The 17,267-nt window shown below is 68.9% G+C and carries 18 protein-coding genes and 1 tRNA gene; 9 read left to right on the forward strand and 10 right to left on the reverse strand.

The window, feature by feature from the left end; genetic code table 11:
* Positions 1-84: 84 nt before the first annotated feature.
* A complete protein-coding gene (locus ACP4J3_RS08325) occupies positions 85-711 on the reverse strand; it encodes a hypothetical protein (protein ID WP_426531986.1) in 627 nt (208 codons plus the stop codon).
* 43 nt (positions 712-754) lie between these two features.
* Here ACP4J3_RS08325 and ACP4J3_RS08330 point away from each other — a divergent pair, with 43 nt between their 5' ends.
* Both ACP4J3_RS08330 and ACP4J3_RS08335 read left to right on the forward strand, forming a co-directional pair.
* Positions 755-3,163 carry a sensor histidine kinase gene (locus ACP4J3_RS08330; protein WP_426531988.1) on the forward strand — a complete coding sequence of 803 codons (2,409 nt, stop codon included), beginning with the start codon at positions 755-757 and terminating at the stop codon, positions 3,161-3,163.
* A 6-nt stretch (positions 3,164-3,169) separates the two neighbouring features.
* Entirely contained in the window at positions 3,170-3,826 is a 657-nt protein-coding gene (locus ACP4J3_RS08335; RefSeq protein ID WP_426531990.1) for a response regulator, read from the forward strand.
* Between the two features lie 19 nt (positions 3,827-3,845).
* Here the strand turns inward: ACP4J3_RS08335 and ACP4J3_RS08340 are convergent, their stop codons facing one another.
* The 4 genes from ACP4J3_RS08340 to ACP4J3_RS08355 all read right to left on the reverse strand — a co-directional run bounded on the left by ACP4J3_RS08340 (position 3,846) and on the right by ACP4J3_RS08355 (position 5,214).
* Complete coding sequence (locus ACP4J3_RS08340) at positions 3,846-3,977, reverse strand: hypothetical protein (RefSeq protein WP_426531992.1); 132 nt, start codon at positions 3,975-3,977, stop codon at positions 3,846-3,848.
* A gap of 322 nt (positions 3,978-4,299) precedes the next feature.
* Positions 4,300-4,713: a DNA-binding protein gene (locus tag ACP4J3_RS08345; RefSeq protein WP_426531994.1), complete on the reverse strand. Its 414-nt coding sequence runs from the start codon at positions 4,711-4,713 to the stop codon at positions 4,300-4,302.
* Positions 4,695-4,979 (reverse strand): hypothetical protein, encoded by a 285-nt coding sequence (locus ACP4J3_RS08350; RefSeq protein WP_426531996.1) that lies wholly within the window; start codon positions 4,977-4,979, stop codon positions 4,695-4,697. The genes ACP4J3_RS08345 and ACP4J3_RS08350 overlap by 19 nt, the downstream gene beginning before the upstream one ends.
* Before the next feature lie 162 nt (positions 4,980-5,141).
* Positions 5,142-5,214: transfer RNA gene (locus tag ACP4J3_RS08355), tRNA-Ala, on the reverse strand.
* Positions 5,215-5,395: 181 nt separating this feature from the next.
* Between ACP4J3_RS08355 and ACP4J3_RS08360 the strand changes: the two genes are divergently transcribed.
* Positions 5,396-5,944 carry a helix-turn-helix domain-containing protein gene (locus tag ACP4J3_RS08360; RefSeq protein WP_194043786.1) on the forward strand — a complete coding sequence of 183 codons (549 nt, stop codon included), beginning with the start codon at positions 5,396-5,398 and terminating at the stop codon, positions 5,942-5,944.
* Positions 5,945-6,120: 176 nt separating this feature from the next.
* Positions 6,121-7,914, forward strand: a complete 1,794-nt coding sequence (locus ACP4J3_RS08365; RefSeq protein WP_426531998.1) for a serine/threonine-protein kinase — start codon at positions 6,121-6,123, stop codon at positions 7,912-7,914.
* A 100-nt stretch (positions 7,915-8,014) separates the two neighbouring features.
* Here ACP4J3_RS08365 and ACP4J3_RS08370 read toward each other — a convergent pair whose 3' ends face one another.
* Positions 8,015-9,289: a hypothetical protein gene (locus tag ACP4J3_RS08370; protein ID WP_426532000.1), complete on the reverse strand. Its 1,275-nt coding sequence runs from the start codon at positions 9,287-9,289 to the stop codon at positions 8,015-8,017.
* A 308-nt stretch (positions 9,290-9,597) separates the two neighbouring features.
* Positions 9,598-9,726 (reverse strand): DLW-39 family protein, encoded by a 129-nt coding sequence (locus tag ACP4J3_RS08375; protein ID WP_003999697.1) that lies wholly within the window; start codon positions 9,724-9,726, stop codon positions 9,598-9,600.
* A 337-nt stretch (positions 9,727-10,063) separates the two neighbouring features.
* Between ACP4J3_RS08375 and ACP4J3_RS08380 the strand changes: the two genes are divergently transcribed.
* On the forward strand, positions 10,064-10,441 hold the full coding sequence (locus tag ACP4J3_RS08380; protein ID WP_426532002.1) for a DUF6344 domain-containing protein: 378 nt from the start codon (positions 10,064-10,066) through the stop codon (positions 10,439-10,441).
* A gap of 113 nt (positions 10,442-10,554) precedes the next feature.
* Here ACP4J3_RS08380 and ACP4J3_RS08385 read toward each other — a convergent pair whose 3' ends face one another.
* From ACP4J3_RS08385 to ACP4J3_RS08395, 3 genes are all read right to left on the reverse strand, one after another.
* Positions 10,555-11,298 carry an ATP-binding cassette domain-containing protein gene (locus ACP4J3_RS08385; protein WP_426532004.1) on the reverse strand — a complete coding sequence of 248 codons (744 nt, stop codon included), beginning with the start codon at positions 11,296-11,298 and terminating at the stop codon, positions 10,555-10,557.
* 1,724 nt (positions 11,299-13,022) lie between these two features.
* Positions 13,023-13,688 (reverse strand): YdcF family protein, encoded by a 666-nt coding sequence (locus ACP4J3_RS08390; protein ID WP_426532006.1) that lies wholly within the window; start codon positions 13,686-13,688, stop codon positions 13,023-13,025.
* On the reverse strand, positions 13,688-14,479 hold the full coding sequence (locus ACP4J3_RS08395) for a GntR family transcriptional regulator (protein ID WP_426532008.1): 792 nt from the start codon (positions 14,477-14,479) through the stop codon (positions 13,688-13,690). Before ACP4J3_RS08395 ends, ACP4J3_RS08390 begins: the two co-directional genes overlap by 1 nt.
* A gap of 162 nt (positions 14,480-14,641) precedes the next feature.
* Here ACP4J3_RS08395 and ACP4J3_RS08400 point away from each other — a divergent pair, with 162 nt between their 5' ends.
* The 4 genes from ACP4J3_RS08400 (at position 14,642) to ACP4J3_RS08415 (ending at position 17,267) form a co-directional block, all read left to right on the forward strand.
* A complete protein-coding gene (locus ACP4J3_RS08400) occupies positions 14,642-14,971 on the forward strand; it encodes a hypothetical protein (RefSeq protein ID WP_043433451.1) in 330 nt (109 codons plus the stop codon).
* 2 nt (positions 14,972-14,973) lie between these two features.
* Positions 14,974-16,314, forward strand: coding sequence for an FtsK/SpoIIIE domain-containing protein (locus ACP4J3_RS08405; protein ID WP_426532011.1), 1,341 nt, complete (start codon positions 14,974-14,976; stop codon positions 16,312-16,314).
* 78 nt (positions 16,315-16,392) lie between these two features.
* A complete protein-coding gene (locus tag ACP4J3_RS08410; RefSeq protein ID WP_426532013.1) occupies positions 16,393-17,058 on the forward strand; it encodes a DUF2637 domain-containing protein in 666 nt (221 codons plus the stop codon).
* Positions 17,059-17,078: 20 nt separating this feature from the next.
* Positions 17,079-17,267, forward strand: a complete 189-nt coding sequence (locus tag ACP4J3_RS08415; RefSeq protein WP_208783122.1) for a mobile element transfer protein — start codon at positions 17,079-17,081, stop codon at positions 17,265-17,267.

Here is a 17,267-nt window from a genome sequence, read left to right on the forward strand (position 1 = left end):
TCCGTCCCCCTTGTTGTGGTGATGAAGGTGCGGTCGCCTTCATGCGACGACCGCACCTCCCGTTACGCTGAGATTCAGCGGATATCAGGTCGTGGCGTGCCAGTACACCGCCAGGTATGCCTGCCTCACGGGATGGATACGCCTGTGCCAAGTAGTCCACGTGGTGGAGTACTTGATCCTGCCATAGTGCTTTCCGGAGTCCTTGGTTATGAGCTGGCCGTGGTTGATTCCGGCCTTGTACTGGACTTCATGGTTCGCAGTGCCGGCGATGCCGGATGATTCGGTGACGGTCCAGTCGCACTGCGTGGCCTCTCCGCAGCCGGCCACCCTGCTTTTTTTGATTCCGGCGTGCGGGGTTCCAAGCGTGACGACATCGGCCTTTTTACCATTCTCCTTGGTGGAATTGTAGCGGTTGCCGGGGTACTTGTAAGAGCAGTTCTTGCTGTCCTTGTAGTAGGTGAAGGTGAGCAGGTTTCCCTTCCACTGCTCTCCCGCGAAATAATCTCGGACGTCCGACGAGTAGGAGAGAAGCAGCGTAAGCCGCCCCTGTAGTCTCTGAATGAAAATTCCCCGTGTTTGAGCGTGGTCTTCGCGTGCCGGATTCAAAGCATTTCCCGGTGGTGAAGAATCAGCACCGAGAAAGCCGCCAACCCCGCACGACGGGCACCGTAGTCCGGCCCGGTCGGTGAGTGTGCCGGTCGTTCGCCCCACAGGAGGGCGCTACCTTGTTTGCCGGTCAACTACCCTCGAATCCATGTGGCTCGGGGGACACGAGGTCAACGGGGGCGGAGCCGCTGAGCCGGTGGAGGGCCCCAGGTCTGGCGAGCGACTGCTGATTTCGGCGCTCGAACGGTACGGAGTGCGGCTCAGGTCCGCCGTGGTCTGTCTGTGCGGTGTGCTGGGCGTCGTCGCGGCGGACGGGGCGGAGATCGTCCTGGCGATGTCTCTGCTGCTGCCCGCCGTCCTCGCCTGCGGTGTGCATCTCTACGCGCTGCGCCGCCCGTTGCCCCTCGCCCCGCTGTGGACGCTGGACGCAGCCGTGATGGTGCTGACGGGGCTGTCCCAGCCGGTGCTCGGCGGCGACGGCGCGGATGTGGTGGTGGAGGCGGTCGTCAGCATCTGTGTCATCACCTTCCAGCACGAATGGGCGACGCGCCCGGTGGCCGGGGCTGCCTTGGCCGCGTCGGGGGTGGTCGCCTGTGCGCTGGGCGACATCCTCTCCTCCCCCGGGCACAGCCCGGAGTTGGTGCCCCTGGTGCGCGTAGTCCTCCTGGCGGGCCTGTCGCGGGCCGCTTACCTCATCGTCCGAGCGCGTGCCAGGGCGGCCGACCGGTCGGCCGCCCTCAGGGCGGCGGCGCGCCGGGAGGCCGAAGTCGCCGCCGCGCGCAGGGCGACCGAGCGCGAGTACCTGGCGACCCTGCACGACACGGCGAGCGCGACGCTGCTGATGGTCTCCCAGGGCGACGCCCGGGACTGGTCGTGGCTGCCCACACGTGCCAGACAGGACCTGGAGGCACTGTCCGCCGTGCCCGGATTCGAGACGGGAAGTGTCGACCTCGCGGCACTTCTCCGCTGCGTGCCCGGGGGTCCAGAGGGTGAGGGGCAGGCCATGGTGCGGCTCAGAACGCGCATCGACGGCCCGCTCGCGCTCCCGTCCGGCCCCGGGCTCGCGATCTTCAGCGGGGTCCGGGAGGCCGTCACCAATGTGGCCCGCCATGCCGGGGTGCAGGAAGCGGAGCTCAGGGCATGGGCGGAGGGGGACGGCGTTGTCGTCGAACTGTCCGACGCGGGACGGGGCTTCGACCCGCAGTCCGTGTCCGCGCGGCGCCGGGGCATCTCCCGTTCCGTCATCGGCCGGATGCACACGGTCGGAGGCTCCGCCACGGTCACCTCACATCCGGGCGCCGGGACCCGCGTGCAGTGGCGCTGGCACGCCCAGGCCGGGGCGTCACAGGCCAGGGGCGGAGCACAGGCGGCAGGCAGTATGCCGCACCCGCCGCGCGTCCCGGCGCACACGGCCGTCGTCCGCCTCATCCGCGGGCAGTTGCTGCACGGGGCCCAGCTGGCCGCGCTGCTGATCGGCCTGCTGTCGCAGTTCACCTTGTCGCTGCACCAGCTCACGGCCCACCAGGGCGGGTACCGCCCCGCGTGGGCGCAGACGGCGGCCTTCGTCTGCCTGGCCGCCGTCGCGGCGATCGCGGCCGCCTATCTGCTGCGTGGCAGGCAGATCCCGCCGAGAGTGCGCTGGTGGAGCCTGGGCGCGGTGCTGGCCGTATCGGCGACATGCGCGTTCACGCTCCCGGCGGAGCGGTTGACAGGTGCGGCGGACTGGGGGTTCGGACTGGTCGGCTGGCATGCACTGGTCCTGCTGGGAGACCTGCGGGTCAGGGCGTTCGCGGCGTTCCTCGGGGCGCATATGGGGCTCTACGTGACCGCGATACTCCTGTCGGGGACGCCGACCGCCACGGAGACGGCCGTCATAGGGGTCGCCGCGATATCCAACTGCGGCCTCCAGCTCTCCGTCGGAGTACTGCTGACGCACCTGCTCCACGGTACGGCGCCGGCAGCGGGAATCGCGGCCGCGCGGGAGGAAGAACTGCGTACCCGGGAACGGATCCGCGAGGACATGCAGCGTGCTCACAAGGAGCGCTACCTCGCCCTGACGGCGACGACCGTGCCGCTGCTCGTGGGGCTGGGCCACAATGTGCTCAGCCCGCACGACGAAGAGGTCAGGCTGCGGTGCGGCGTGGAGGCCGCCCGTATGCGCCGCCTGTTCGCGGAGAGCGATGCCGTCTCCGACCCACTGCTGAACGAGTTGCGGGCGTGCGTAGAGGTGGCTGAGCACCAGGGGGCGACGGTGAACCTGGCCGTACGGGGCCGGCAGGGTGAGGTGCCTGTGGAGGTACGCAGGGAGCTGATCGACCCGGTGGCGGTGATTCTCGGCCGTACCCGCTCGACCGCGCGAGTGACTGTCGTGTGGACACCCCGCACGGTCCGGGTGAGCGTGGTCAGCGAGAACGGTGCCGGCGGCCATGGCACGCCACAGGACGCTCACGCGCACGACCGTGCCACGAACGCGAAGGTGTCCGTGACCAGAACGACTCACGGCGGAAGTGTGTGGGTGGAGACCGGCTGGAGACGGCCGGCGCCCTCCGGGAGTTGACCTGACATGAATGACAACGCACCGGTCAGCGTCGTCGTGGTCGACGACCATCCCGCCATCCTCTCCGGCATCGAGGCGTGGTACGCCGCATCACAGCGGCCCATCACCGTGGTCGCGGCCGGCGGCTCCGTACGGGAAGCCTGGACCGCGCCCGGCAGCACGGCCGACGTCGTCGTCCTGGATCTGCAACTGGGCGAGGCCGGCGCCGCCTTCGGCGACCTCCGAAGACTCGTCGACGCCGGGCGGCAGGTGGTCGTCTACACCATGCGGGACGACGAGAAGACCGCACTCAACTGCCTGGACCTGGGAGCCGCGACCTTCCTGACCAAGAACGAGGGCCGACAGCACCTGGTCGAGGCGACACTGGCAGCAGCCGATGAACGGCCCTACATGCCACCCGCGCTGGCCGGCGCGCTGGGGACCAACGTCCGCGCCGACCGGCCCCAGCTCTCCGCGCGCGAGGAGAACGTACTCATCGAGTGGTTCCAGTCGGAGTCCAAGGAACTGGTCGGACAGCGTCTCGGCATCTCCGTACGGACCGTCAACTCGTATCTGGACCGGGTGCGGATCAAGTACGCGAACGTCGGCCGCCCTGCGCGGACCAAGGCAAGCCTGGTCGCCCGCGCCATCCAGGACGGGCTGGTCGACGTGGACGACCTCTGAGCTGATTCGCTGCGCGCCCTCAGCCGGGCAGCGCGTGCGGTTTCCGGCCGTCCGCGAGTTCCTCGGACCGCCAGATCTCCTTGCCGGTCTGCGGCTCCATGGACCGGAGTGTCCTGCCACTGTCCGCGATGAAGAGCTCGTCCTCCAGCACGGCCGGCTCCTCGAAAGTGTTGAAGTCCCCGGCCTGCACGGACCACGGTTGCGGCCGCCAGCGGCCCGGCCGATCAGGGTGAACGTGCGCTCGCCGTGCCCGATGGCACCCAGCACGGTGCGGGCCTGCGCCTCCGTGGGGAATTCGGCTTCCAGGATCCGCTCGCCGCTGACCAGCAAGGCCGAGTTCGGTCTGCGCAGGGCCTGCTCGAGGTGGTCCCAGGCATCGGTGCCCTGTGGCCATTCCTCCAGGATCAGGACACGGTTCACATAGAGCCTTCTCCAACTCAAGTTCAGGACACCGCGGTCGCACGGTGCGTGCCTCACACAGCTACGAGCCGGACCCGGTCGCCGCAGAGCTTGGTCATGGCGTCGATGTCGGACGTCAGCATGACCACCGGACGCTGCTGCCGCAGGGCGGCCTCGGTCACTGCCGCGTCGATGGCGTACTTGTGACCGTGCAGCCCGGACCCCACCAACAGCGCCGAGGCCGTCTTCGCCTCCTCATCGCCCACCGGGATCACACGCAGTCCCGACAGCAGCCAGCTCAGCCGAGCCTTGTTCGTACGGGCGTGGACGGCCTCGATGATGGTGGGTGCGCAGATCACCACCTCCATGCCCCGCGACCGCGCCTCCGCGACCAGCGCCACCACGGTCTCGTCATCGGCGAGCAGCTTGGAGAGTCCCTCGCTGTCCAGGACCAGCGTCCCCTCGTGGCTCAGCTTACGGCGGGCCACTGGTCTTCCTCGGCGAACACCTCGTCGAACACCTGCCGCGCCCGCTGCCGCGCCTGCTCGGAGACCTGCCCGTTGCGGCTCTCGTAGTCGGCCAGGTACTCGTCCAGCACCTGCCCCCGCAGCTCCCGCTCGACGGCCGCGGCGATGAACGCGGAGAACTCCCGCTTACCGACCCGCGCCCGGATCGCCTCCGCGGTCCCCTCGGGCAGAGACAGGCTGACCCTGGTCGCCGGCCCCTCACCGATGCTGTGCGTCGTCTCGGGCATGACCCCATTGTGTCAAACGAGTAGGAAACCAAGAAAGCCCTGCGGCCCCCAGGCCACTGCGAGCTTGCGTCAGCATCACTGCGCTGACACGTCAGCACGGGAAATAGGGACAAAAAACACCCCCCTGACTGTGTTTCCGCAGGTCAGAGGGGTGCAAATGTGTGGAGCCTAGGGGAGTCGAACCCCTGACATCTGCCATGCAAAGACAGCGCTCTACCAACTGAGCTAAGGCCCCTCAAAAGGAGCGTCCGACCGGAAGAAACCCCACACCGGCGGGCGCCCAGACCAGAGTACCCGGTCGCCCCCCGGATCCCGCAAAAGGATTGGGGGTCCCGGTAAACGACCACTCTCCGTAAGATGCTCGGCGTGGTTCGCTACAGCGAACCACGGTTCTGGGGAAGCGATGGGGAGACGCAATGGACGCCGCACAGCAGGAAGCCACCGCAAGAGCGCGGGATCTGCAGCGGAACTGGTACGGGGAGCCGCTGGGGACGCTCTTCCGTAAGCTCATCGACGATCTTGGTCTCAACCAGGCTCGTCTCGCGGGGGTTCTGGGACTGTCCGCACCGATGCTGTCGCAGCTCATGAGCGGACAGCGGGCGAAGATCGGCAATCCCGCCGTGGTCCAGCGGGTGCAGCTGCTGCAGGACTTGGCGGGACAGGTCGCGGACGGCAGCGTGAGCGCGGCCGAGGCCACCGAGCGCATGGAGGAGATCAAGAAGTCACAGGGGGGCTCGGTGCTCAGCAACACCACGCAGACGACGAACAGTTCGGGCGCGCCCACGGTCAAGCGGGTGGTCCGCGAGATCCAGTCGCTGCTGCGCTCGGTGGCGGCCGCGGGCGACATCATCGAGGCCGCGGACACCCTCGCCCCCACCCACCCGGAACTGGCAGAGTTCCTCCGGGTGTACGGCGCCGGCCGCACCTCCGACGCGGTCGCGCACTACCAGTCCCACCAGAACTGACCCCGAGGCCCGGTGCCGCGGGGGTTCGGCAGCCGGGCCGACGGTCCACGTCCGGGGCGGGCACGAGGGGGTCGTGCCGGGGGAGTCCGCGAAGGACGGTCAGCGAGGGGGAGTCGTATCGCTCGTCGTGGGGGAAGCAAGGGGGGTAGCCGAAGGGGGAGGAGCAACGCACAACCATGGGTGAGGTCTTCGCCGGGCGGTACGAACTGGTCGACCCGATCGGGCGCGGAGGCGTCGGTGCCGTCTGGCGTGCCTGGGACCATCGCCGCCGTCGATACGTGGCCGCCAAGGTGCTGCAGCAGAGCGACGCGCACTCGCTGCTGCGGTTCGTCCGCGAGCAGGCCCTCCGGATCGATCACCCGCATGTGCTCGCGCCCGCCAGTTGGGCCGCCGACGACGACAAGGTCCTGTTCACCATGGATCTCGTGGCCGGCGGTTCGCTGGTCCACCTCGTCGGGGACTACGGCCCCTTGCCGCCCACGTTCGTCTGCACCCTTCTCGACCAACTCCTCGCGGGGTTGGCCGCGGTGCACGCGGAGGACGTCGTCCACCGCGACATCAAGCCCGCCAACCTGCTCCTCGAAGCCACCGGCACAGGTCGCCCGCGGCTGCGGCTGTCCGACTTCGGCATCGCCATGCGGCTCGGCGACCCCCGGCTGACCGAGACCAACCTCGTGGTGGGCACGCCCGGCTACCTCGCGCCCGAGCAACTCATGGGCGCGGAACCGGACTTCCCCGCCGACCTGTTCGCCGTAGGGCTGGTCGCGCTGTATCTGCTGGAGGGCGCCAAGCCTGACGCCAAGGCGCTCGTCCAGTACTTCGCCGCGCACGGAACACCCGGTGCGCCCAAGGGCGTTCCCGAACCGCTGTGGCAGGTCGTGGCCTCGCTGTTGCAGCCTGATCCGCATGCGCGGTTCCGCACCGCGACAGGCGCGCGCAAGGCCCTCGCCTCGGCCGCCGAGCTCCTGCCGGAACCCGGCCCCGACGACGAGCTCATCGAGATCTTCGACCAACTCGGGCCACTGCCACCAGGGTTCGCGGCGAGCGGGCCGCTCAAGCGGGCGCCGGGGGTCGAAGGGGGGACGGGCGGCTCGGGCGGCGCCCCGTCGCTGATCGGTGAGAGGTCGAGGGGCTCGGCGGCGGTGACAGGGTCCGCCGGAGTGACAGGCTCGGCTGAGAGGGCCGGCGCCGGGTCCGCGTCGACGGGCGCCGCAGCTACTCCGGGGGACGTCGGCTCCGTATCGACTACTCCGGGGGACATCGGCTCCGTATCGACCGGCTCCGGGCAGGGCGAGACCGGCACCGGACAAGGGACAGCCGACACCGGTCCCGGCACGGCCGGCCTCGGCATGGCCGGCCCCGGCTCGGACGCAGTGGCCGACGATCCGCGCCGGCGCATGGCGGGGCCGAATCCGGCCTCGGACTTCCCCATGTCGGACACCGGCAGCTTCCACCTGCCGCTGCCCCAGCCCACTGGCTCCTCCCCGCAGACGCATACACCGCCTCCACAGCCCACCGAGGCACCGCCACCACCACTCCAGGCCCAAGCACCGCTCCAAGCGCCGGCGCACTTTCACGCACATCCACAAAGCCAGGCCCAGGCAGGTGGCCAGGCACACGAGAACGTCCAGCACCACACCCCGGCGCACAGCTCGCCCTACGACACCACCCACGTCCTGTCCTCCCCGCAGTCACGCGCCCCTCAGTACCCGACGCAGTCTCCGACGACGCCGGCACAGCACCAGCGCGTCGACACCTCTACTGCTTCGTACACCGCTCAGAGCCCGCAGGTTCCACCTTCGGCGCCCCCAATTCCGCAGTCGCGCCACCGCGGCGGCCACCGCGCCACCCGACGCGCGGCCCGCAGCGTCGCCCGCCGCCCCGGCCCGCCCGCCAAGGTGGCGGTGCCGCTCCTGCTGCTAGCGCTGGTCTGCTACGCCGTCGGTTTCTGGGCACTGACTCGGATCTGACCCGGATCTGAGCCGACTGAGCCACCGAAGGCGCCCTCACCCGCCCGCGCCCGAGGTACCCCTAGACCCGCCCGCGTCCCCAAATGCCCCCACCCGCGTCCTACCCGACCCCGACTCTCCGCCGAGCCACCACCACCCACACCCCCAACACCACCAGCACCAGGGTCCCCGCCCCGATCCCACTCACCGCGAGCACGGTCATCGCAGCGTCCCCACCGCCTCCGCCGTCGCCGCCGCCGACCGCGTCCCCCGCAGCCGCCTCCTGGTCCCCCGCGGTGATGTCAAAGACGCCCGCCGGCTCGGACTCCCCCGCGTACCCGGGCCCGGCCTGCGTCGAGCCCTCCACGCGCACGTGCAGCGTCAGCTCGAACGGCCCGTCCCCGTACCTCTCGGCCACCTCGGCCGACAGGTGCACCACGAGGTAGTAGGACCCGGCGAACCGCATGGCGCTGAGCCGGTCGAGCACGGCGTAGCGGTTCTCATAGGCGACCGGTGGCAGGGGGGTGAGTGCGGCGGCCTTCCGGCTGCCGGTGTAGGCGGCGCTCGCGTCGGCGACGAAGCCCCGTACGGGGTTGTAGAGGGCGAGATTCAGGGCGGTGACCGCGTAGCCGTTGTCGGCGTTCGGGTCGCCGAGTTCGGCGGTGGCGTACACCTGGCGGCCCCAGTCGAGCGGCACCTTGTAGAAGAGCGTCCGCCCGGGCTCGATGTCGGTGGTCCACACGCCCTCGCCGAGGGGCGCCGCCGAGGCGAAGCCGGAGCCGCCCAGGCGGGGCTCGGCCTTGCCGGTGAGGGGCGCGGGTGAGGCGGAGTCCCAGGCCTTGGGGGCGCTGGTCTCGCCGATCTGCTGCCGGGGCGGCTCGGAGGCGGCGAAGAGCTCCAGATCCCAGGAGACCGGCGACGAGCCCGTCGTGGCGAGGCGTTCGACGATCACGTCGTAGGCACCCGCGCTGTCACAGCCATTCCGGTTGGCCGAGATCTCGCGCGCGCCCCATGCCCCGATCGGGCGCGGGCTGTGGACGGCGCGAAAAGTCGCGGTGTCCTGGGAACAGGGGCGGTTGTCCGCGTCGCGCACCGACACCTCAATGCCGTCGCCCGCCTTGATCGTGCTGCCGGGAGGGGGGACGGCGATCACGGAGACATACGCGTCCGAGGTGTCGTCGAGGTCGAGGCGGTAGTGGATCTCTCCCTCGCCGGGCAGGGAGCTCTTGTACGTCGTGCCGGGTGCGAGGGGTACGGCGTCCGCGGTGCTCGTCGCGCCCGTGACGGTCCGGGCGTCCGGTGCGAAGGCGTAGGGGCCGGGTGTGCCGGCGGCGAGCGCGGGCCCGTCCGCCAGGGCGGCCGTCGTACACAGCAGCAGGGCCGCTATGACGGCCACACGCGCGCGTGCCGGGGAATGACCGCGCCACCTCCTCGCGGGGCGCCACCGCGCCGTACGCCGCCGCCTCATCACGTGCCGCTCCTCGTCGCCGTCGGACCATGGCCGTCGCCCATCCTGCCCAGCCCGGCCGCGGGTCACCCCCGCAATCCGTACGGTCGTCCGAAACGCCCGGCTCCGAGGTCTGCGGTTCTAAGGCCTGCGGGCCGCTTCCGCAACTCGATGCGGCGACGCTCTGCCGTCGGAGGGGTACACAAAACCCCGGCCGCTCGGGCGACCGGGGTCTGTGTGCAATCCGATGTCGTGGCTCACGAACCCGTGGGCACGGAGTCAGTCGCCTCCGTCCACAGATCCTGCTCGGCGCGATCCGCCTGGATCTGGCGGTACACGAGGAGCCCGCCGATGGCGGCCAGTGCGACCAGGAGAAGCTTCTTCACCGCGCGACCTCGTCTTTCCTTGACGTAGGGGACCTCTGGCGCCCGACTATACACACCGGCCGATACCAATCGGTGACCTACATAGGCGCTCAACTGCCGCCCGGCACACCCCAGTAGAAGCGGACGCCACCGCTCCCGTCGGAGGATGATCACACCCCGACGGACGGTGACCTTTCATCCCTTTTCTCCAGCTTCCTCACTCGCCCCGGCTCCTGCACCCATTCGAGTGGTGTTCATCTGAAGATCGACGCGCCACGGGCGTCGGTCCATGACTTCTCGACCCCCATACACATCATGAGGAAAGTACGCAAATCGCCCAACCCGAAAGTGAGGGGCCATGACCCGGAACAAGGTCATGAACCTGTGGACCGCCATCGTCACCGCCTTCCTCGCGCTGTGCACGGCGCTCGGATTCGTCAGCAACACCGCCGCCGCGGCCGTACCGCACACCGAGACGAGCCGCCGGAGCAATGGCGACGACAACAACCGCAGCGCCGAGCTGACGGTGCCGGCGATGCCCCACTGGGCCTGGTCCTACGCCAGAGCCCTGCCCCCCACGATGAAGCAGCGCATCCGCGCCGAGGCGCACGGCAAGACCCCCGGCTGCCGCCACCGCCCGCTCACGGAGACGGAAGCGGCCACCTCCGCCTCGACCACCCGCGAGTGCGCCGACGCCGAGGCTCCGGACCGGCCGCTCGTCCCGCACCAACGCTGAACCCGGGCTCGCCCCCAAGCCGTAACCCTCTGCTTCACCCCCGCCGTCACAGCGAGCTTGCGTACACGGCACCGCTCATGACGACAGTCCCTCCAGCAGTACTGCGGCGCGCTTCATCCCGGCTCGACGATGTGCCGGAGATAGGCCCACGGGTCGTTGAGGTACCGCCGCCAATGGTCGACGAGTTCCAGATCCCGCCAGTCGGCGGGACGCATTCCGTGGTCACCCACCTCGATGATCTCGGCGCCCGGCAGCGCCGTCAGCACGGGTGAGTGCGTCGCGCAGACGATCTGTGCGCCACAACGCCCCAGTTCGTGCAGCAGACCCACGAGTTGAAGACAAGAAGCGAAGGACAGCGCGGCCTCGGGCTCGTCAAGGACGTACAGCCCAGGCTCCTGAAACCGCTCGCGGAAGGCCATCAGAAAGCCCTCGCCGTGGCTCATCTCGTCCGCGGCCCCGGACAGCCTTCCCGTCTTCTGCTCCCGGCCCAGCGCGTCCAGCGCCGTCTCCGCCCGCAGGAAGAAGCCTCTGCGGCGCGTCCGAGGCCCGCGCAGCATGCGGCGGCCGGCAGCCGTCGCCTCGAACCGTATGCGACCGCCCAGGGCCGACGGCTCACGCCAACTGGCGTACTTGTAGCCCGCGGATCCGCCCCAGGAGTCCAGGCCGAAGCCCTCCGCCAGCGCCTCGACGAGGGTCGACTTGCCCGAGCCGTTCTCCCCCACCAGGAACGTGACGGGCGCGGTGAATCTCAGGCCGTCGTCCGCAAGCTGCCGCACGCACGGCACCGACCACGGCCACTGCCCGCCCTCCGCCCGCTCACCCTCGGCGACATGCGCGTACGCCCGTTCGACGATCATGCCGCCAGGCTCTCACCCGGCACTGACAATCGGGCATGCAAAGACCCCCGGTCCGTCTGGACCGGGGGTCTTTTCGCTGGTGGGGCTAACAGGATTTGAACCTGTGGCCTCATCCTTATCAGGTCGATCATGGGTGGTTGGCGACGTCGGTCAACCGGCCCTGCGCCTTGATTGGCTATCCGTCGGGGTTCGGCTTCGACCGCCGCCGTCCGCCGCTGTTGGTGTCAGGCACTGGTGTCAGACATCAACCGGCAGCTTGACAGGTCTCATGGCCAGTAGTAGCGCCTCGACGAAGGTGCGCCCGGACGAGAATCAGCACGATGACCACGGTGATCAACTGAGTTGCGGAGTCGAGAGCAGCCGCGATGGACTCAGCTCCGATCACGCAGCTCGCTACGACCGCAGCAGCAGGCCACGGGGCGTTGTCAGCGACATGTGGGAGAGTTTCGTTGGTGGCCACGCTGCCCGTAGGTAGCGAGGTACTGGGGAGCGAGGAGGTCACGTTCAGTACTCCTTGTTCTCATGGGGCGCACTCGTCTCTCGCCAAAGTGTCCGAGTGCGCCCCAACTGGTGGACGCGTCCAGTTCTACGGCACGGCACTGACAAAAGCGGGGCCCAACTCCAGTAGTGCATGCGGAAGTTGAACGAGGCCGTCGTTTCACGTGAAACCAGCCCCCAAAGCTCTCGCCGTTTGATCAGGCTAGATGAACTTTAAAAAATGCCGCAATACGGACAGTGCGGACCGAGATGGGGTCCGCATCAGGCCACGAAGCTAGCAGTGGATACGCCCGCCCCCGCTTCTTTCGAGAAGCGCTTCTGCTTCGTACGGACCACCCCGGAAAAGTGTCCACCACGTCCACCTGTAGACCCCTCTACAGGCGTCTGACGTGCGCTTATATCGGTTTGCGATCATCGCAAAGAATTGCACTCATCGCAAAGCAGTTGCCATCAGCGCAGTTCGGTGCACTTAAGCGGCAAAACGCGCACGGAGACTTGGCTGAAAGATGATTGGTTGCTGACCCGTCCACACCAACCCACCACTCTCCCCAGCTCCCATCCCGTCCGCCGTCGACCCACACACCGTGGAGCGGGCGTGGTCCATGGCGTCCAGGTGGAGCGCGCCACTGTACGAACGACCTGGACGCCATGGGCCGCGTCTGCTCCACGGTGTGTGGGTCGACGGCGGACGGGATGGGAGCTCCCCACGCACACCGCTACGGGCCCGCGGCCGGGAACGGCGCCCCCTCCATCCCGGTGTCGGCCGATCCCCCGCCGGAGGCATTGCCTTGACCGAAGGCCGCTCTATGCGGTGATCGACTCATGGCCTCCGGCCCTATCCACAGTGGGCGCGCGTCGGCGCAGCGTGCGCGGAGCGGGCCGAAGGCAGGAGCGCAGCGCGCAGCGGAGCCGGGAAGCGCGCCCGGCGGAGCGGAGCGCAGCCGGGTGCCTTGATGAGGTAGAGAAACCTGTAACAGGTCCCGGGTCCCGGTCACCGGGTCCCGGTCGAAGATCACTTGATGAGGTAGAGAAACCTGTAACAGGTCCCGGGTCCCGGTCACCGGGTCCCGGTCGAAGATCACTTGCCGAGTGGCGGTGTCAGCTCGCGGTCGTCATGCGTTCGGATGTGCGGCGCCTCGTCGCGCGAAGCGTCCATGATGCGCGCCGCGTAGACCTCGCTCATCGCCGCTCCTCCTTCGTGCTGGCTGGGCCGCACAACAGCGTCATCAGGCAGAGTGCTGGTCGGTGGCGAGAAGTCGGCTGGTGAAACCCTCGCGGCATAGCCGCTCGTACGCCTCCAACACGTCACCCGGTACGGGCTGGCTGATCATGAATCCCTGCTCCGGATAGATCAGGAGACGCTGAAGTGCCCCCACCAACATGTCAATGACCAACCGAGCATCCTGGATGGAGTCCGCGTACTCCTCCAACGTCATCGGAGTGGATGCGCTGACGATCTCGACTTCGGGCCACAGCTTGCGCGCCGTGGCGTACGCGCGCCTCTCCTCGTACGGCTTGCTGATGAGCAGCACGGAGGAGACCTCCACTCCAGCCGCCTCAAGCACGGCCATGGAAAGGCGGATGTTCTCGCCGGTATTGCGGGCGTTGGGTTCTACGAACACGGCTGAGCTGGGAACACCGAGTTCGAGGGCTCGTTCGCGGTAGTGGACAGCTTCCCCCCGCGGCATGCGTTCCCGCGTCGTCGGGCTGGTGGCTCCCGTGAACAGAAGCAGGGGAGCCATGCCGCGCTTGTACAGGTCTACCGCCGTATCGGCTACACCCAGGTCATGGCTACCCAACCCGATCGCGACTGAGCACGGCCGCAAGGCATGGCCCATCTGGTGGTAGTCCCACAGTCGCCGTGCGTCGGTCCATGCCTGAGTGGAGATCATTACTGCCCCTTCTCGCCCTTCGCCGAGTCCGGCACCTTGAAGTCGTACTCCCAGGCGAAGCGCGAAGCCGCGTGCACACCAATGGCGAACTCCACCACTGTGCCAGAGGCCGTGTACGTCGTCCGGTGTAGCTCGACGACAGGTTCGCCCGGCGGCAACTGCAAGAGCTTCACTTCGTCGGCCGTGGCCGCCCTGGCGAAGATCTCCTCTTTCATGTGGTCGATCTCGTATCCCGCGTCGTACAGCACGCGGAATCCGCCGCCGCGACCGGCGGGCCCCGGTGTCGGGTCCACCAGTCGCGTGCCCTCGACGTGTTCGGGCCGGTAGTAGCTGGTGAGGGTGTGGGTCGGCTGATCGCCTTCCTTAACCAGCCGCGCTCGCGCGTACACCTCCGCCCCCTCGGGCAGGCCGTGCGCAGCGGCGACCGCCGGCGGGGCTTCCACGCGGCTGACGGTCTGAGTCTGCTCGTTCCGGCGATAACTGCGACCAGAGGCCACGCGGTCCGCGATGAAAGCCACCTCGTCGCCATCGCGCCACTTCGCCTTGTCGTACCTGCCGATGCCGAGCCGCTTCAGCGGGACTCGTTGCCGTACGACGGTGCCGTGCCCGCGGGACGACGTCACTAGGCCCTCGGCCTCAAGAGCCTTGTAGGCCTGGTGGACGGTGGACTTGGAGCCCTCGCCTGCCGCAACAAGCTCCCTGATCTGCGGAAGCTGCTGGCCAGGCGCGTACACACCCCTCTTGATCTCCTCAGCCAGCTTGTCGGCCAGCTCCCGCCACTTCGGCGCCATTTCACGACTCCTCTCGATGAGACAAGTCAAGCACAGTCCCAGGACTGTTGACAGTCCCAGGACTGCGTGCCACAGTCTTCCTAAGTCGCTCGCAGTCCTAGGACAGCGGGCATGGAGGGCCTTCTTTGGGCTGCTCCAAAGCATCGACTCAGGGAGTACTTCATGCCGTCCTTCAAGATCGACACTTCGACCGCTGTGGTGTTCGTGGCGACCGCGCCGGAGCCGAAGATGGTGAACAAGAAGACCGGTGAGCGGGCCGTGGACCGGGAGACCAACGCGAGCCTCTCGACCGTGGGTCTGCTGGTCTCGGACGAGGGGGAGGGGAACCTCTACCAGGTGACCGTGCCGGAGACCGGCCTCCCCGAGGGTCTGGCGCCGGGCATGCCGGTCAAGGTCATCGGCCTGAAGGCCCGTGACTGGGAGAACGAGTTCAACGGTCAGAAGCGGCACGGCATTTCGTTCCGCGCGGTCGCGATCACCCCGGCGGCCTGACCATGACCGACCTGACGATGTGGCTGGAGGCCACGGGAGCCCTGGCCGGTGCCGGTGGCCTCGGCTACGCGAAGGTACGCGCACCGCGCGTGTACTGGTCGCTGGTCGGGATGCCGGTCACCTGGGGGCGCTTCACTCTCTCGTACCGCTCCACGATGGACGTGTGCGGGCTCACGGTGCAGCCGTCGGGCCTGCGGGCGTTCATGACCCGCAACGTCGCTCGCCGTGAGGTTCAGCCGGTCCCGCCGAAGATCCGCCGGGTACGCGGTACGTCGACGGGACTGCGGGTGACCCTGCGGCTTCCCGCTGGCCTGGAGCCCGCCGACGTGATCGCTTCATCGGAGCGGCTCCGGCACGCCTGGGGTGTCCACTCGGTGACCGTGATGGAGACGAAGCCCGGTTTCGTGGAACTGCGGATGACCGGATATGACGTGCTGCGCCAGGTGCGGATGCCCCGCAAGGCCCGACCACACGGCATGGCCGTTCCGGTCGCGGTGCGGGAGGACGGAACCGCGTTCGAGCGTGACTACCGCAAGGCACCGATGGCGCTCACCCTCGGCGCCAACCACTCCGGCAAGTCCATGTACCAGCGCAACCTCATCAAGGGACTGGCGCAACTGCCGGTGGCCCTGGTCGGAGTCGACTGCAAGCGCGGGGTGGAACAGTCCACCTTCGCGCCCCGCCTGTCGGCCCTGGTCACCAACCCCGACGACGCCGCCTCCCTGCTCGGTGTCCTGGTCGCGGAGATGGAAGCCCGCTTCGACCTGCTGAGCCGTCACGGCGTCTCGGACATGTGGGAACTGCCTGCCGAGGTGCGGCCGGTGCCGGTCGTCGTCCTGGTCGATGAGGTGGCGGAACTGTTCCTGATCTCTTCCAGGAAGGATGAGGAGCGTCGGGAACGGATCGTCACCGCGTTGATCCGGCTGGCTCAGATGGCCCGCGCGATCGGCATCTACCTGGAGATCTGCGGGCAGCGCTTCGGATCCGACCTGGGCAAGGGCGCCACCATGCTCCGTGCTCAGCTCACCGGCCGCGTGGTGCACCGCGTCAACGACAAGCAGACCGCCGAAATGGGTCTCGCTGACGTGGCCCCGGACGCGGTCCCGGCCGCGAGCATGATCCCGATGAACCGTCCCGGAACCGCTGTCGCGGCGGACTCCTCCGGCGGCTGGTCGAAGATCCGCACCCCGAACACCTCGCGGGACGAAGTGGTCGCGGTCTGCCAGGAGTTCGCCCACCTGGTCCCGGATCTGCCGTTCCTCGACCCGTTCCGCCCTCATGTGCCCGCCCCGGCGCCGACGGCCGGTCCGTCGCTGGTCAAGCCCCGCCCGGTCACCGAGTAGCGCCCGCTCCGCCTCGGGCGGTCGGGAATGCTCCCCGGCACGCCCCTGGCCCGACTCCCTTGAAGGGAGGTGCCCCACATGTCTCGCTCAATCCGCCCGGACCCCGTGCTCGTGCAGGCCGTCATCGCCGGTGCGCTGTCCTTCGCCCACCTGCATGACCTCGCCGCCGCTGCCGGACAGTCCGGTTGGAAGGCCTGGGCCTATCCAGTCTCGGTCGACCTGCTGTTGGTCGCCGCCTGGCGTCGGCTGCGCACGGCCCGCCGCGACCGGTCCGCCTGGACCTGGTTCGTGATCGCGCTGGCCGCGTCCCTCGGCGCGAACATCGCGACCGCCGGTCTCCTCGACTTGGCCCATGTGCCCGCCTGGCTGTGCATCCTCGTGGCTGGCTGGCCCGCCCTGGCCTTCCTCGGCGGAACCCTCCTGGTCCACTCGCCCGTCGACCCGGCCGCTCTCGCACAGCCGGGGGACGAACCGTCGGCGCCGGAAGTCGAGATGCACCGCACCGACGAACCCGCCTCCGACCCGGCTCCCGCCGCGACCGTGCCGGAACTGACCCCGGCTCCGCCGCAGCCCGCCCCCAGCGCCCCCGCCGTTCCGGCCGCGCTGCTCGATCACGCCCGCAAGATCGCCGACGCACACCGGGCCTCCACGGGCTCACCGATGCCCGCCGACGCTCTGTCCGCCCGGCTCCAACTGCCCGCCCCGATGGCCGACGCCATCGCCGCCGAACTCCAGCTCACCTGACCGGAAGGGAGAAGCCGCCCGTGACCGCCTACCGCCGCTTCCGCAACGTGATCCGCATCGGACCCGTTCAGGTCGCCACCGCCTACGACGGCCGCGGCCGCGACAAGCACACCGCCGCCTGCACCGCCCCCGGCTGTGGCTTCGCCGCCGACTACGACACCCGCGCCGGCGCCGAGCTCGCCGCCCGTACACACCGCTGCAAAGCCTAG

Source organism: Streptomyces sp. UG1, assembly GCF_049974585.1.
Lineage (GTDB): Bacteria > Actinomycetota > Actinomycetes > Streptomycetales > Streptomycetaceae > Streptomyces.